This window comes from Pseudoponticoccus marisrubri (assembly GCF_001482405.1).
GTDB lineage: Bacteria > Pseudomonadota > Alphaproteobacteria > Rhodobacterales > Rhodobacteraceae > Pseudoponticoccus > Pseudoponticoccus marisrubri.
The window spans coordinates 384,856-399,909 of the sequence record NZ_LPXO01000002.1; the positions used below are offsets into that span (position 1 = coordinate 384,856).

11 protein-coding genes are annotated in these 15,054 nt (G+C 69.6%); 5 read left to right on the forward strand and 6 right to left on the reverse strand.

Going from position 1 to position 15,054, the window contains the following annotated elements:
* Positions 1-2: 2 nt before the first annotated feature.
* Positions 3-515, reverse strand: coding sequence for a hypothetical protein (locus AVJ23_RS05590; RefSeq protein ID WP_058861165.1), 513 nt, complete (start codon positions 513-515; stop codon positions 3-5).
* 103 nt (positions 516-618) lie between these two features.
* On the opposite strand from AVJ23_RS05590, the gene AVJ23_RS05595 reads away from it, so the two are divergent.
* Together AVJ23_RS05595 and AVJ23_RS05600 are read left to right on the forward strand one after the other, a co-directional pair.
* Positions 619-1,623, forward strand: a complete 1,005-nt coding sequence (locus AVJ23_RS05595) for a GT-B fold glycosyltransferase domain-containing protein (protein ID WP_058861166.1) — start codon at positions 619-621, stop codon at positions 1,621-1,623.
* Positions 1,624-1,749: 126 nt separating this feature from the next.
* On the forward strand, positions 1,750-2,913 hold the full coding sequence (locus AVJ23_RS05600) for a beta propeller repeat protein (RefSeq protein ID WP_058861167.1): 1,164 nt from the start codon (positions 1,750-1,752) through the stop codon (positions 2,911-2,913).
* A gap of 35 nt (positions 2,914-2,948) precedes the next feature.
* Here the strand turns inward: AVJ23_RS05600 and AVJ23_RS05605 are convergent, their stop codons facing one another.
* Positions 2,949-4,328 (reverse strand): vWA domain-containing protein, encoded by a 1,380-nt coding sequence (locus AVJ23_RS05605; RefSeq protein WP_058861168.1) that lies wholly within the window; start codon positions 4,326-4,328, stop codon positions 2,949-2,951.
* A 146-nt stretch (positions 4,329-4,474) separates the two neighbouring features.
* Positions 4,475-5,029: a hypothetical protein gene (locus AVJ23_RS05610; RefSeq protein WP_058861169.1), complete on the reverse strand. Its 555-nt coding sequence runs from the start codon at positions 5,027-5,029 to the stop codon at positions 4,475-4,477.
* 244 nt (positions 5,030-5,273) lie between these two features.
* On the opposite strand from AVJ23_RS05610, the gene AVJ23_RS05615 reads away from it, so the two are divergent.
* On the forward strand, positions 5,274-6,566 hold the full coding sequence (locus AVJ23_RS05615) for an O-acetylhomoserine aminocarboxypropyltransferase/cysteine synthase family protein (protein ID WP_058861272.1): 1,293 nt from the start codon (positions 5,274-5,276) through the stop codon (positions 6,564-6,566).
* A 206-nt stretch (positions 6,567-6,772) separates the two neighbouring features.
* Here AVJ23_RS05615 and AVJ23_RS05620 read toward each other — a convergent pair whose 3' ends face one another.
* Positions 6,773-7,465, reverse strand: coding sequence for an SIMPL domain-containing protein (locus AVJ23_RS05620; protein ID WP_058861170.1), 693 nt, complete (start codon positions 7,463-7,465; stop codon positions 6,773-6,775).
* 142 nt (positions 7,466-7,607) lie between these two features.
* Here AVJ23_RS05620 and AVJ23_RS05625 point away from each other — a divergent pair, with 142 nt between their 5' ends.
* The gene (locus AVJ23_RS05625) at positions 7,608-10,643 is read left to right on the forward strand and encodes a hypothetical protein (protein ID WP_157772621.1); all 3,036 of its coding nucleotides are present in this window, start codon (positions 7,608-7,610) and stop codon (positions 10,641-10,643) included.
* Between the two features lie 119 nt (positions 10,644-10,762).
* Here AVJ23_RS05625 and hppD read toward each other — a convergent pair whose 3' ends face one another.
* Positions 10,763-11,860, reverse strand: a complete 1,098-nt coding sequence (gene hppD, locus AVJ23_RS05630; RefSeq protein WP_058861172.1) for a 4-hydroxyphenylpyruvate dioxygenase — start codon at positions 11,858-11,860, stop codon at positions 10,763-10,765.
* Between the two features lie 119 nt (positions 11,861-11,979).
* Between hppD and AVJ23_RS05635 the strand changes: the two genes are divergently transcribed.
* Positions 11,980-12,459 (forward strand): Lrp/AsnC family transcriptional regulator, encoded by a 480-nt coding sequence (locus AVJ23_RS05635; RefSeq protein ID WP_058861173.1) that lies wholly within the window; start codon positions 11,980-11,982, stop codon positions 12,457-12,459.
* A gap of 168 nt (positions 12,460-12,627) precedes the next feature.
* On the opposite strand, the gene AVJ23_RS05640 is transcribed toward AVJ23_RS05635, so the two are convergent.
* Positions 12,628-14,985, reverse strand: a complete 2,358-nt coding sequence (locus tag AVJ23_RS05640; protein ID WP_058861174.1) for an ATP-dependent helicase — start codon at positions 14,983-14,985, stop codon at positions 12,628-12,630.
* Positions 14,986-15,054 lie beyond the last annotated feature (69 nt).

Here is a 15,054-nt window from a genome sequence, read left to right on the forward strand (position 1 = left end):
GGCTACGGGATCAGGGCGCCCTGCCGGTCGAAGGTGGCGCGGTCGCGGGTCAGATCGTCATAGATCAGCTCGACCGTCAGCGTCTGAACCGAGCCGGGCGGAAAGGCGCGGTAGGGCAGCCCGTCGCCATCGAGGATCAGGTTCGGCGTGGCCCGGTCCTCGTGACAATCGGGCAGCGGCCAGGGCTCGGGATCGGCACCGTTCAGCCCGACGCGGATCTCGAACAGCCCGCAGCGCCAGGACCACAGATGCGTGACATAGACGAGGTCCTGCCCATTGAATTCCCGCACCGCGATCCAGCTGGTGCGCGTGGCATCGAGGGTCGGGCGCACCTCCAGCGCGGTGGTGAAGCGGCCCGTGGGCACCTGCTGCTCGGCCTCGTAGGGCAGCACCTCTTCGGCCGGCGCCGCGTCGGGCACGTGGCCGGGCGGCGGATCCTCGCCCTGCGCGCCGGCCGCGCCCGCCACCACTGCCATCAGCGCCCCGATCGCGGGGCCGCGGTGCCATCCTGTCATGCGCTCTGCCTTTCCTGATCTTGGGTGCCGCGCGATCGGCGCTTTCTGCCCGGCCGCTTCCTGCCTATAGTGCCGGAAAAAGACCGGGACGGGCAGCACGATCATGGCACAGGGGCGAAACAGGGCTCAAACTGTCAATATTCTGGTGATCGGCCAGTCGGGGCGGCTGCAATACGAGGCGCTGCTCTTTGCGTTGTCACTGCGCCAGACCGTCACCGGCAAACGCTTCCGGCTGTTCGTGGCCGAGCCGCAGCCCGGGCCGCTCTGGCCCAATGATCCCCGCATCCGCGATGCGGCCTGCCGCGAGCTGCTGGAGGAATTCGACGCCACGCTCCTGCCCTTCGAGAGCGTGCATTTCGGGGCCGACTACCCTTATGGCAACAAGATCGAGGCGCTGCTGGCCCTGCCCGAGGGTGAACCCTTCGTCTTTTTCGACACCGACACGCTGCTGCTGGACGACCTGTCCAAGGTGCCCTTCGATTTCGACCGGCCCACCGCCTCGATGCAGCGCGAAGGCACCTGGCCGCAGATCGAGCTGTACGGGCCGGGCTATACGGAGACGTGGAAAGCGCTCTACGACCGGTTCGGGCTGGATTTCGACAGCAGCCTCGACACGGGCTGGCCCGACGAGTACTGGCAGCGCTATCTCTATTTCAACGCAGGGTTTTTCTTCTTCCGCTGCCCGCGGGAGTTCGGCCGGCGTTTCCTGGACTACGCGCTGGAGATCCGCGACGACCCGCCCGAGGAGCTGGTCTGCCAGTCGCTGGATCCGTGGCTGGACCAGGTGGCGCTGCCGCTGGTGATCCATTCCTTCGGCGGCGGGCGCGACACGCTGCCTGCGGGGCTGCTGGACGGTTCGGTCAGTTGTCATTACCGCACCCTGCCCCTGCTCTATGCGCGCGAGCCCGACAGCACGGTGGCGGCGCTGGAGCGGATGACCGCGCCCAACCGGGTCAAGAAGGTGCTCAAGCAGTACGACCCGTTCAAGCGGATGATCTACCAGGGGCGCGGCCACAAGGTGCGCGCGCTGTTCGACCGCGACGACCTGCCCCGGCGCGAGCAGGCGATCCGCAACACGATCAAGCGCGAAGGCTACTGGATGCGCTGAGCCTGCCCGTTTCGTACGAAACGGGCGCTGTTTTCGCCGAAACGGGCAGTCTGGCGGCATAAAGAATGTGCCATCCCTCCCCCCGACCCGTGCTATCCTGTGCCCGGCGGCATGGGAGGACGGGTCATGGCCGGGACGGTGACGGTGCTGGTGGGCACCACGAAAGGGTTGTTCGTGCTGCGCTCGGACGCGGCGCGGCAGGAGTGGGCGATCAGCGGGCCGCATTGCGAGGGCTGGCCGATCAACCATGCCACGGGCGATGCGGCCAGCGGCACGCTCTGGGCGGGCGGCGGCGGCGAGTGGACCGGCGCCGGGGTCTGGCGCTCGACGGATGGCGGTGACAGCTGGACCCTGTCCAAGCTGTCGGACGGCATGATCGACGAGTGGATCCGCAACGACCCCGAGACGGCGGCCTTCATGAACCGGACCCCGGCAGACCCCGCGCCCTTCTCGGGCCGGGTCGAGGCGATCTGGTCGGTGGTGCGCGCCGGTGACCGCCTGCTGGCCGGGGGCAAGCCGGCGAGCCTGTTTGTCAGCGAGGATGGCGGCGACAGCTGGCAGGCGGTGGACAGCCTGACCGACCACCCCTCGGCCGACAGCTGGAACCCCGGCGCGGCGGGGCTGACGCTGCACACGATCGTGGCCGATCCCGGCCGGCCCGAACGGCTGTGGCTGGGCATCTCGGCGGCGGGGGTCTTTGCCTCGGAGGATGGCGGGGCCAGCTGGGACCGGCGCAACCGGCTGTCCAATGCCGAGGCCTGTGGCCAGCATGACCACCCGGCCGCGCCCTCGGGCGGCGAGACCGGGCATTGCGTGCACAACATGGTGCGGGCCGAGGGCGAGACCGATCTGCTCTACCAGCAGAACCATCACGGCGTCTTCCGGTCCCGCGACGGCGGGCGCAGCTGGGAGGACATCACCGCGGGCCTGCCCTCGACCTTCGGCTTTCCGGTCGCAGTGCATCCGGGCGATCCGCAGACGCTCTGGACCCTGCCGCTGAACGGCGATTCCGCGGGGCGCTTCCCGCCCGGCGGGGCGGCGGCGGTCTGGCGCTCGCGCGATGGCGGCGACAGCTGGGAGGCCTGCCGCAACGGCCTGCCGCAGGCGCATTGCTATTTCACCGTGCTGCGGCAGGCCATGGCGGTGGACCGCGTCGCGGCGCCGGGGCTCTATTTCGGCACCAACAGTGGCTCGATCTTCGCCAGCGCCGACGAGGGCGACAGCTGGAGCGAGATCGCCCGCCACCTGCCCACGGTGCTGAGCGTCGAGACGGTGACGGCCGCGGCCTGAGCCCGTTGCGACCGCCCCCGGGGCTTGCCTATGCGCTACCGGGCGATGACCTCGAACCGGTCGATCTCGACCGTGGTCTGCGGCAGGCGGCCGTAATCGCGGCCCCATGTGCCGGCATGGATCACCGGATCGCCCGCGGCGCGCAGCACGGTCAGCGGCGCGGTGGCCAGCGGGTTGTCCTGCCCCGCGCGCGGGGTCCAGTCTTCGGTCTCGATCACGGCGGTATAGGCGCGGCCGCGGCGCTGCAGCACCAGCCTCCCGCCGCTCTCGCGCAGCTGTGCCAGCACCTGTTCGATGTCGTAATCGCGCGGGCAGCAGGCATCATCGGCAAAGGTCACGGTCTGGCGCGAGACATCGCCGCCCACGGCCGATTTCACCTGCAGCACCAGCCGGTCATTCGAGCTGCCATCCCCGAACAGCCCGGCGATCACGAAATTGCCGGGATCCTTGTAGAGCCCCAGCTCGATATTCGAGCGGCGCGTGGTGAATTGCGGCGCGGTGAAGGTGACGCTCATGTCCCAGTCGCCTTCGGGCAGCGGCTGGCCCTGCCAGAGAAAGCCGTTGGTCAGGTCCTCCTGCCCCACCGCGGTGGCGCCCGAGGTCAGCGTGATCAGCCTGCCGCCCTCCACCAGATAGGCATTGGGGTCGGGATTGATGACCTGCCAGCTGTCGCCCAGCGCGGTGCCGTCGAAGGTCTCGACGATCGCGGGCTCGGGCTGGCTGGCGGGCATGGTCTCGGGCGCGGTTGCATCGGCCATGGATTGCCCTGTCTCGGCCCGGGCCAGCGTGGTCAGCGCGCCGGCCAGCGACGCGGCCGTGCCCGCGCCGCGATAGGTGCCGCCGGTGGCGCGGGCGATGCAGGTCAGCTCGGCCGTGGCGGCCTCGTCCACGTCGAAGCCGATCACATGGGCGCGGATATCCACCCCCTGCCCGGCCAGGTCACGCACCGCGCTGCAGGCATCCTGCACGCAGGTCTCCCGGCCATCCGAGATCAGGATGACGCGGGCCGGGCCGCTGCTGTCGCCCAACTGGGCGGCGGCCGCGCGCAGCGCCGCGGCGATCGGGGTCTTGCCGCGCGGGGTGAGCGTGTCGAGCCGCACGGCAAGGCCTGCGCGGTCCAACGGACCGGCCGGGACCAGCACCTCGATATCGTTGCAATCGCCCTGCCGGCGGTGGCCATAGGCCATGAGCCCCACGGTGCTGTCCTGCGGCAACCCCGCCAGCAGGTCGCCGATGGCGCCGCGGGCGATGTCGATCTTGGCAGTGCCGTCGATCTGCCCCCACATGCTGCCCGAGGCATCGAGCACCAGCATGGTCCGGGCGCCCTCCTGCGCGGCGGCCGGGTGCGGGCCGACAGCCAGGGGCGCGGCGCCGAGCGCCAGCAGGGCACAGGTGGAAAGAACACGGGCAACCATTTGAACCTCCGTCAGTTTTCGTGACGGGGACAGGCTGGTGCAGGCAGGCGGGTTGCTTCAATGCCGGATTTCCCGACCCCGTCGCACAAGGGGCCGGCCGGCGGTCGGAGCACGGCGCCGGGCGTGGCGCCGCGCCCCTGAGGCGGTTACGCGTCCTTTGTCAACAGCGTGTAGGAGGAGATGATCTCGCCCGAGGTCTGCGCCCGCATCACCTTGCCCTGCGCGTTGCGCTTGCCCTTGGCGCCCACCGCCTTGCGGATCAGGCGGCCCAGCTGCTGGTTGAGCGGCTTCTGGGCGCGCGCGGCCTCCTTGCCCTCGCCGCCGATGGCGGTCTGGTAGAGATCGAGAAAGGCCTTCTCGGCCGAGGCGGCCTTCATCACGGTCAGGATGAAATCGGCATCGAACTTGCCCTTGCCGTCCAGCTCGCGCGCGAGGGTGACCACGTGGTCGATCACGGCGCGCTTGGCCGAGAGGCGCTCGGCCAGCTCGTCGCCCTCGGCGGCGCGGTCCAGCACGTGGGATTCGAGGACCTTCTGCACGTAATGGCCCAGCTCCAGCCCCTCGGCGGCGGCTAGCTCGTGCAGGCGGGCACGCACCTTGGGCTCGACGCTGAGATTGAGGGTCTGCGCCTCGGCCAGGCGGGCCGCGCGGCGGCCGGGTTTCGTGGACTGCTCGGTTTTAGTTTGCGTTGCCATGGTCATTGTTCTCCTTGTCTCATGACGCGGGCAGGATAGCGCTGGAGGCGCAGGGCGCGCAACATACTTGTCAAGTATGGTGGCGATGGGCGGCGCGGTGCGACCGGCCGGACACAGTGCCGCACCCCGGCCCGCCCCCTGGCGCTGCGCTGGCCCGTTTCCGGGAAAAGCGCGCCCCGCCGCAGCCAGCCGTTGCCGGGCGTGCGGGAATGGCCTACTGATCGGCGCGGAGACGACGAGAGAGGACATGATGAGCGACGCACCCAGCTACGGTTTCGACACGCTGCAGATCCATGCCGGCGCCCGCCCGGACCCGGCCACCGGCGCCCGGCAGGTGCCGATCTACCAGACCACGGCTTACGTGTTCCGGGACGCCGAGCACGCCGCGGCGCTCTTCAACCTTCAGGAAGTGGGCTATATCTACTCGCGCCTGACCAACCCGACCGTGGCCGCGCTGCAGGAGCGCATGGCCGTGCTGGAAGGCGGCGCCGGGGCGGTGTGCTGCTCCTCGGGCCACGCGGCGCAGATCATGGCGCTGTTTCCGCTGATGGGGCCGGGCTGCAACATCGTGGTCTCGACCCGGCTCTATGGCGGCTCGATCACCCAGTTCAGCCAGACCATCAAGCGCTTCGGCTGGTCGGCGCGCTTCGTCGATTTCGACGATCTGGACGCGATCGAGGCGGCGATCGACGATGACACCCGCGCGGTGTTCTGCGAGAGCATCGCCAACCCGGGCGGCTACATCACCGACCTGGACGCGGTCGCCAAGGTGGCCGACGCGGCGGGCCTGCCGCTGATCGTCGACAACACTTCGGCCACGCCGTACCTGTGCCGCCCGATCGAGCATGGCGCGACGCTGGTGGTGCATTCGATGACCAAGTTCCTGACCGGCAACGGCACGGTGACCGGCGGCTGCGTGGTCGATTCGGGCAAGTTCGACTGGGCTGCCTCGGGCAAATTCCCGTCGCTGTCCGAGCCCGAGCCCGCTTATCACGGGCTGAAATTCGCCGAGACCTTCGGCCCGCTGGCCTTCACCTTCCACGGCATCGCCGTCGGGCTGCGCGACCTTGGCATGACGCTGAACCCGCAGGCGGCGCATTACACGATGATGGGCATCGAGACGCTGAGCCTGCGCATGCAGCGCCATGTCGAGAACGCCATGCGCGTGGCCGGCTGGCTGGAGACGCATGACGCGGTCGAAGGCGTGACCTATGCGGGCCTGAGCTCGTCGCCCTACAATGACCGCGTGGCGCGGATCTGCCCCAAGGGCGCGGGCGGTCTGTTCACCGTGGCGCTGAAGGGCGGCTATGACGCCTGTGTCAAGTTCGTCGACAGCCTCGAGATCTTCAGCCACGTGGCGAACCTGGGCGACACGCGCAGCCTTGTGATCCACTCGGCCTCGACCACGCACCGCCAACTGACCGAAGAGCAGCAGGTGGCCGCCGGCGCGGCCCCGAACGTGGTGCGCATCTCGATCGGGATCGAGGATGCCGATGACCTGATCGCGGATCTCGACCAGGCGCTGACCAAGGCCTCGGCCTGATCCGGCGCGACCTGGTCCCCTGCCCCGCAGGCAGGGTCCGAAAGGCCCGGCGAGGGGAGGCGCCGGGCCTTTCCTTTTGCATCGGTCTGGCCGGGGGCAAGGTCCTTCGAAGGACCTTGGTCAAGGCATTTGCAAATGCCTTGGACAAGCGGTTTCGAAACCGCTTGACGGAAGCCGCTTCGAAGCGGCTTCCCGCCCGTGGCGGCCTAGTCGCCCAGCGCGTAGACCAGCGTGACCTCGGCGCGGGCCTCGATCTCGCCCGCGGCGATCGGCACGTCGGCCGGCGCGGCCTCGACCACCATGCGCTCGGAGCGCATCATCTGCGACGGCACCATCGGCTGCGCCGTGTCGCGGATCTCGATCAGCCGCCCCAGCGGCACGCCCGCCGCCTCGGCATAGAGCCCCGCCTTGTGGATCGCATCCGCCACCGCGCGGCGCCGCGCCTCGTCCTCCAGCGGACCGGGATCCTGCAGTCCGAAATTCAGCCCCGAGAGCGTGTTCGCCCCGTCGCCCAGCACCGCGCCCAGAACCGGGCCCAGACGGTCGAGATCGCGCACCCGCACGGTGAGCGTGTTGGAGGCCTCGAACCCCTCGTGGATGTCGATGCCGCTCTCGCGGTCATAGCGCACCCGTTCGCTGACCCGCAGCGCGGCGGTCTGCATGTCGCGCGGGGCGATGCCCTCGTCCGCCAGCCGGGCGATCACCGCGTCCAGCGCCTCGGAGGTCCGGTTCATCGCCTCGACGGCAGTATCGCCCGCAAAGCGCGCCCCCACCGAGACGGAGGCCATGTCCGGCACGGCGGTCACCCGCGCCTCGCCCGAGACGGTGATGCTGGGCAGGGGCTGGGCCAGCGCGGGCAGCGCGGCCAGCAGGAAGAGGATCGGTGTCAGGATACGCATCAAGGCCTCCGGGGCTTGGGACAATCCATCTGACTTTCGCCCCTGCGGTCCCGCCCGGCAAGTCCCGCGCAGCCGGTCTTTCTTTGCCTCGGCAAAGAGTTGCTGTATACTGTTGACGGACCGCATAAGGACTCCCCAGCACGTGGCAGGACTGGTAGATACCCGCTCCATGGTACCGAATTTCGCGCTCTCTCTCTCGTTCGAAGGCATCACGCTTCTGCGGCGCATGGGCGACCGCTGGGCCCGGATCGAGGAGGTCGCGCTGGACAGCGGCGATTTCGAGGCCGCGGTGATCGGGCTGCGCGACCGTGCCGAGGCGCTGGACCCGGACGGCGCGCAGGTGATGCTGGTCATCCCGAACGAGCAGATCCGCTATCTCGACATGCCCGATCTCGGCGGCGATGACAGCGCGCGCACCGAGGCGATCAAGGCGGCGCTGGATGGCGCCACGCCCTACGCGGTCGCCGATCTGCGCTTCGACCACACGGTGACCGGCGGGCGGCTGCACATCGCCGCCGTCGCGCAGGAGACGCTGGACGAGGCCGAGGCCTTCGGCACGCAGCACGGCTTCACCCCGGTCAGCTTCGTGGCGATCGCGCCCGAGGGCGGCTTCCCCGAGGCGGTGTTCTTCGGGCCCGCACAAGGTATGGACGGCACGGCCGCCCGCCCGCCGCAGCCGCTGCGGATCGTGGCCGCGGACGAAGCGGCGCTGACCCCGGTGGCCCCGGCCGAGACTGCTGCGGAGAAGACTGCACAGGAGACGGCGCGGGAGGCAAAGGCGCCAGATCCGCAGGAGGGGACTCCGGCGCCGAACACGCAAGTCGAGACGCCTCCGGCGGCAGGCGCGGCGCAGGCATCCGACAGTGCACAGGACGCGGCCAAGGGGCCCGCATCGACCGAGACCCCGGCCAAGCCCAAGCCCGCAGCGGCCGATACGCCCGCGCCGGGCGCCGCACAGGCAGGTGCCAAGGCGCAGGAGGGCACGGGCACGCCTGCAGCACAGGATGGCCCGACCGAAAAACCCAAGGGCCCGGGCAAGCGGCGCAAGGGCCCTCCGACGCAGGCGGGAGCTGCGCCGAAAGACGGCGGCCCGGCCAAGACACCGAAGGAGGACGGCCCGGCCAAGGGGCCGAAGGGACCACCTGCCGCGGGCCCGGCCGCGAAGGGCAAGCCCGGCACGCCGGGGTCGAAAGACGGCACGGTCGAGCCCCCCATGGCGCCGGCCGCGCGCAAGGGCAAGCCGGGCGAGATGCCGGCGCCGGTGGCCTTCTCGACCGTGCGTGCCTCGCGCGAGGCGGGGGATATCCCGCCGGCGCCACGGCCGCTGACCCTGACCGGCGGCGACGGAACGGCGCATACTCCGCGCTTCACCCCGGTGGCGGGCGCCAAACCGGCGGACAAGACCGACAAGTCGGAGGGCGGGCGCAAGGTCACCGATGCGGCGCTGGCCGCTGACACCAGCTCGGCGGACGAGGCCGGGCGTGGCGGCACGACTCGTGCAGCGATGAACCTGCTGGCCCGCGGCGGCGAGAAGGCGCGCCGGCGCCTGTCCGAGCGCAAGACCCCGCCGCCCCCCGCGATCGGCACCGAAAGTGACGAGGCGCCCAAGCCCGATCCGCGCCCGCGGCCCAATTTCGGCCCCGGCGCCGAGGACACTGCGCCGCCCCCCGCGGCCGCGCGCAGCGCCGGGCGCGCCGACAACCCGCTGTCGCGGCTGGCCGCCTATCGCGCCAATCCCGACCGGCCCGCAGGCGTGCCGGCCGGCGCGGCCCTCGCCGGCACCGGTGCCACGCTGGCCCCCGAGGAAGAGCGCGAGCGCATGACCGTCTTCGGCGCGCGGCGCGAGCAGCGCGTCGGCGGCAAGCCGCGTTTCCTGGGGCTGATGCTGACGGCGGCGCTGCTGATCTTCCTCGCCGGGGTGGCGGCCTGGGCCTCGGTCTTCCTCGATGACGGGCTGTCCAGCCTGTTCCGCAAATCCGAGCCGCGCGCCGTCGCCTCGCTGCCCGACGCGCAGCAGGCGGTGGACCAGCCACGGGCCGAGCCCTCGGACCCGGCCGAGACCCCCGAGACGACGGCTGCCCCCCTGCCCGAGGTCACGGTGACGCCCGAGGCAACCGGCCCTGAGGAGACCACCGAGGAGCCGCTGCAGATCGCGGCGCTGGAGACCGGGCCCGCCGCCAGCGACGCCACCGAGGGCGCGCTGGCCGATCCCGAACCGCCGCGTGCGCTGAGCGCCGAGGAGGCCGCCGCCACCTATGCCGCGACCGGCATCTGGCAGCGCACCCCGGTCGCGCCGCACCAGCCGCCGCAGGACGGGGTGGACGAGGTCTATCGCACCTCGATCGACCCGGACGTGCAGATCTTCGACGCGGTCGCCCTGCCCCGCGCCGATGATATCGGGCGCGATCCGGGGCTGGAGGATCCCGGCCTGCCGCCGCCTTCGGACCTGAGCTTCGATTTCGACGATCGCGGCCTGATCCGCGCCACGCCCGAAGGCGCGCTGACCCCCGAGGGGCTGCGCATCTATACCGGGCGCCCGCCGGTCGTGCCGCCCGCGCGCCCCGGCCTGACCGAGCTGCGCCCAGAACTGTCGGATGACCCGGAGGTGAACCCGCTGGGCGCGGTCCGCCCGCAGGCCCGGCCCGACGACCTGGTCGAGCAGCGCGAGCGGGCCACGCTGGGCGGGATCTCGGTCGAGGAGCTGGCAAGCATCCGCCCGGTGATGCGCCCCAGGACGGTGCAGGAAGAGGCGGCCGAGGCCGACCCCGAGGCCACCGCCACCGCGCAGGCCGTGCGGGAATCGCTGGTCCCCGTGGCCCGGCCGCGCAACATGGCCGCCATCGTGCGCCGCGCCGAGGAGCGGCAGGCGCGGCAGCCCGAACCGGTGCAGACCGCCTCGATCGCACCGCGCGCGGTGCGGCCCAGCGTGCCCTCCTCGGCCAGCGTGGCCAGCGCCGCCACGGTGCAGAACGCGATCAACCTGCGCCGGATCAACGTGATCGGCATCTATGGCACGCCCTCGAACCGCCGCGCTCTGGTGCGGCTGGCCAACGGGAATTACAAGAAGGTGCAGGTGGGCGACCGGCTGGATGGGGGGCGCGTGGCCTCGATCGGGGATGACGACTTGCGCTATGTCAAGAGCGGGCGCAGCATCACGCTGGAGATGCCGGACGGCTAGGACAGGCGCTTTGGTTTGGCGCCCTTGCCATGGGTCGGGAACGGCCGGACCGGTCGGATTTCGAGTATTTTCGGAAAGATGAAAGGGGCGCGCCGTGACGTGACGGCGCGCCCGATCGGTTACTCGGCGGCGTCGAGCTCGCCGGCTTCGATCTGCTCGCGCTCGATCGACTCGAAGAGCGCCTTGAAATTGCCTTCGCCGAAGCCGTCATCCCCCTTGCGCTGGATGAATTCGAAGAAGATCGGGCCGATCACGGTCTTGGAGAAGATCTGCAGCAGGATGCGGGTTTCGCCGCCATCGACCACGCCTTCGCCATCGATCAGGATGCCGTGTTTCTTCATGCGCTCGACGGGTTCGTCATGGCCCTTAACCCGGTCGAAAGACATGTCGTAATAGGTATCGGGGGGGCCGGGCATGAATTTGAGCCCGTTTTCGGCAATCTGGTCCGTCGCATCGTAGATGTCGCGCGCGCCCACGGCGATGTGCTGGATGCCTTCGCCGTTGTATTTCTTGAGATAGGCCACGATCTGGCCCTTCTCGCCACGATCCTCGTTGATCGGGATGCGGATACGCCCGCACGGGGAGGTCAGCGCGCGGGAATAGAGGCCGGTGAACTTGCCCTCGATGTCGAAGAAGCGGATTTCGCGGAAGTTGAACAGGTCGCCGTAGAACTTGAACCACGTGTCCATGTTGCCCTTGAACACGTTGTGGGTCAGGTGGTCGAGATAGTAGAAGCCCACGCCGCGCGGCTTGGATTGCGCGATCCAGTCGAACTCGGTGTTGTAGGGCGAGGTGTCGTAATACTGGTCGGTGAAATAGATCAGGCTGCCGCCGATGCCCTTGATCGCGGGCCAGTCCACGGTCTTGTCCGTGCCCTCATAGGGTTCGGCCCCGTGTTTCACCGCGTGGTCGAAGGCGTGCTGCGCATCCACGACGCGCCAGGCCATGGCCGGCGCGCAGGGGCCGTGTTCGGCGACGAAGCGGGCGGCAAAGCTGTCGGGCTCGGCGTTCAGCACATAGGTGATGTCGCCCTGCTGCCAGAGCTCGATCGCCTTGGTCTTGTGGTTGGCCACATGGGCATAGCCCATCCGGGTGAAGAGGTCGCGCAGCTCCTGCGGCTCGGGATGGGCGAATTCGACGAATTCGAACCCGTCGGTGCCGGCGGGGTTCTCGTCGGTGATGGTGGCCTGCGGGGCGTCATGCGGGAACGGGCCCATGGGGTACCTCCTGTCGCTGGTATGATTTGCGCAGAATGTAGCTTTACGCCCGCGCGGCATGTGCGCATTCTGCGGGTCATTCGCAGGCAAGGCGCGGGATATCCGCGCAAGGAGGCAATATGGCGAGTGATCCCCGCATCGAACTGGATGCAATCGATATCGCCCTGCTGCAGGCGCTGCAGCGCGACGGGCAGGCCACCGCGCAGGAGCTGGGCGCGACGCTGAACCTGTCGGCCAGCCAGGCGGGGCGCCGGCGGCAGCGGCTGGAGGAGCGCGGGGTGATCGCGGGCTACCGGGCGCGGCTGGATGCGGAGCGGCTGGGGCTGGACGTGCAGGCCTTTGTCCAGGTGCAGCTGGCGCGGCACGGGGCCGAGGAAGGCGCAGGCTTTACCCGTCTGTTGCGGACGCAGGCGGAGGTGGTCTCGGCCTGGACCATGACCGGCGAGGCGGATTACCTGCTGCGGGTCTACTGCCCCGACCTGCCGGCTCTGAACCGGCTGATCCACGAGGTGCTGCTGGCCCATCCCGTGGTCGCACGCGTGCACAGCCAGATCGTCATGGACCAGCCGAAGGCGGATGCGCCGCTGCCGGTCGGGTGAGGGCTGTCGACCAGGCGTGGCGCGGGCGGATGGTGCGGACGGGGGCGCTGCCCCCGGACCCCCGGAGTATTGTCGGAAAGATGAAAGGCGGGCCGTGGGTCCGGCGGCCCGCTTTGAGCGTGATGGGATCCTGGGGCCCGAAGACCGCGCGAGGCGGGCTTGCGCGGTCTAGAAGGGGACGTCGTCCGCGGCCACGATGAAGCGGGCGACGACCTTTTTGGGGCCGGCCTTCTCGAAATCGACCTCGAGCTTGTCACCCTCGATGGCGGTGATGGCGCCGTAGCCGAATTTCTGGTGGAAGACACGCTCGCCCACCATGTGCGAGGAGACCGCGTCGAGATCGATCACCTGGGTGCGGCTTTCGCGCGGCTGGCTGACCGGGCGCTGGGACTGGCGTTCCTGCAGGCGCTTCCAGCCGGGCGAGTTGTAGACATTGGCCTCGGCCGCGGCGCTTTCCAGCGTCGAGTTCAGCCCGCCCATGCCGGTCGCCGCGGCGCCGTAGCCGCCGCCATATAGCCCCGGCGGGGTCAGTACCTCGACATGGTCCTCGGGGAGTTCGTCGACGAAGCGCGAGGGCAGCTGGCTCTGCCATTGGCCGAAGACGCGGCGGTTGCCGGCGAAGGAGATGGTGCAGACCTCCTCGGCGCGGGTGATGCCGACATAGGCGAGGCGGCGCTCTTCCTCGAGCCCCTTGACCCCGCTTTCATCCATGGAGCGCTGCGAGGGAAAGAGCCCGTCTTCCCAGCCCGGCAGGAAGACGGCGGGAAACTCCAGGCCCTTGGCGGCGTGCAGCGTCATGATCGAGACCTTGGCGCCGGCCTCGTCGCTTTCATTGTCCATCACGAGGCTGACATGTTCGAGGAAGCCCTGCAGGTTCTCGAAGCCTTCCAGCGCCTTGACCAGCTCCTTGAGGTTCTCCAGCCGGCCCGGCGCCTCGGGCGTCTTGTCGTTCTGCCACATGGCGGTATAGCCGCTCTCGTCCAGCACGATCTCGGCCAGTTCCATGTGGGTGAGGTCCTTGTCGCCGGTCATCCGGCCCCAGCGCGCGAGGTCGACCACGAGCTGGGCCAGCGCCTTGGCGCCTTTGCCCTTGAGCGCGCCCTGCTCCACCGCCAGCGCGGCGCCGTCGAGCAGCGAGACGCCGTTTTCGCGCGCGATCTTCTGGATGATCTGCTGGGCCTTGTCGCCGAGCCCGCGCTTGGGCGTGTTCACGATCCGCTCGAAGGCGAGGTCGTCGCTGGGTGACACGACCAGCCGGAAATAGGCCATCGCGTCGCGGATCTCCATCCGCTCGTAGAAGCGCGGGCCGCCGATCACGCGGTAGGGCAGACCGATGGTCAGGAAGCGGTCCTCGAAGGCGCGCATCTGGTGGCTGGCGCGCACGAGGATCGCCATCTCGTCGAGGCTGAACGGGCGCATCCCGCGGGTGCCGCCCTGCATCGATTCGATCTCTTCGCCGACCCAGCGGGCCTCTTCCTCGCCGTCCCAATGGCCGATCAGCCGGACCTTCTCGCCCTCCTGCGCCTCGGTCCAGAGCTCCTTGCCCAGCCGCGAGGCATTGCCGCGGATCACGCCGCCTGCGGCGGCCAGGATATGCGGGGTGGAGCGGTAGTTCTGTTCCAGCCGGACGACATGGGCGCCTTCGAAATCCTTCTCGAATCGCAGGATGTTGCCCACCTCGGCGCCGCGCCAGCCATAGATCGACTGGTCGTCATCGCCGACGCAGCAGATGTTGCGATGCGCCGAAGCAAGCAGGCGCAGCCAGAGATACTGAGCGACATTGGTGTCCTGGTACTCGTCCACGAGGATGTAGCGGAACCAGCGCTGGTACTGCTCCAGCACGTCCGGGTGGGTCTGGAAGATCTGTACCACGTGCAGCAGCAGGTCGCCGAAATCGACGGCGTTCAGCTCCTTCAGACGGGCCTGGTAGAGCGCGTAGAGTTCCGGGCCGCGATGGTTGTAGGCGCCGGCATCGGCGGCCGGGATCCGGTCGGGCGTCAGCGCGCGGTTCTTCCAGTTGTCGATGATGCCGGCCAGCATCCGGGCGGGCCAGCGCTTGTCGTCGATATTGGCCGCCTGCACCAGCTGCTTGAGCAGGCGCAGCTGGTCGTCGCTGTCGAGAATGGTGAAATTGGACTTGAGCCCGACCAGCTCGGCATGCCGGCGCAGCAGCTTGACGCAGATCGAGTGGAAGGTGCCCAGCCAGGGCATCCCCTCGACCGTCTGGCCCAGCATGCCCGAGATGCGGCTCTTCATTTCGCGCGCGGCCTTGTTGGTGAAGGTCACGGCGAGGATCTCGTTCGGGCGGGCGCGGCCGGTGTTCAGCAGGTGCACCACGCGGGCGGTCAGCGCCTTGGTCTTGCCGGTGCCGGCGCCGGCCAGCATCAGGACCGGGCCGTCCAGCGTTTCGACCGCCTCGCGCTGCGCGGGGTTGAGCCCGTCGAGATAGGGCGAGGGGCGCGCCTGCATGGCACGGGCGGACAGGGACGCGCCTTCGAAGGCGTCGAGTTCGTCGAAGCTGCTCATGGGGGCAAGATAACGCCTGAGCGGCCCGAGGAAAAGGTGTGTTCGCCTTGTGTTCCCGAAACTTCGCCG

Excerpts from the sequence above, each read along its gene's own strand:
- AVJ23_RS05590 (WP_058861165.1), bottom strand. The coding sequence starts at position 515 with ATGACAGGATGGCACCGCGGCCCCGCGATCGGGGCGCTGATGGCAGTG.
- AVJ23_RS05595 (WP_058861166.1), top strand. The coding sequence starts at position 619 with ATGGCACAGGGGCGAAACAGGGCTCAAACTGTCAATATTCTGGTGATC.
- AVJ23_RS05600 (WP_058861167.1), top strand. The coding sequence starts at position 1,750 with ATGGCCGGGACGGTGACGGTGCTGGTGGGCACCACGAAAGGGTTGTTC.
- AVJ23_RS05605 (WP_058861168.1), bottom strand. The coding sequence starts at position 4,328 with ATGGTTGCCCGTGTTCTTTCCACCTGTGCCCTGCTGGCGCTCGGCGCC.
- AVJ23_RS05610 (WP_058861169.1), bottom strand. The coding sequence starts at position 5,029 with ATGACCATGGCAACGCAAACTAAAACCGAGCAGTCCACGAAACCCGGC.
- AVJ23_RS05615 (WP_058861272.1), top strand. The coding sequence starts at position 5,274 with ATGAGCGACGCACCCAGCTACGGTTTCGACACGCTGCAGATCCATGCC.
- AVJ23_RS05620 (WP_058861170.1), bottom strand. The coding sequence starts at position 7,465 with ATGCGTATCCTGACACCGATCCTCTTCCTGCTGGCCGCGCTGCCCGCG.
- hppD (WP_058861172.1), bottom strand. The coding sequence starts at position 11,860 with ATGGGCCCGTTCCCGCATGACGCCCCGCAGGCCACCATCACCGACGAG.
- AVJ23_RS05635 (WP_058861173.1), top strand. The coding sequence starts at position 11,980 with ATGGCGAGTGATCCCCGCATCGAACTGGATGCAATCGATATCGCCCTG.
- AVJ23_RS05640 (WP_058861174.1), bottom strand. The coding sequence starts at position 14,985 with ATGAGCAGCTTCGACGAACTCGACGCCTTCGAAGGCGCGTCCCTGTCC.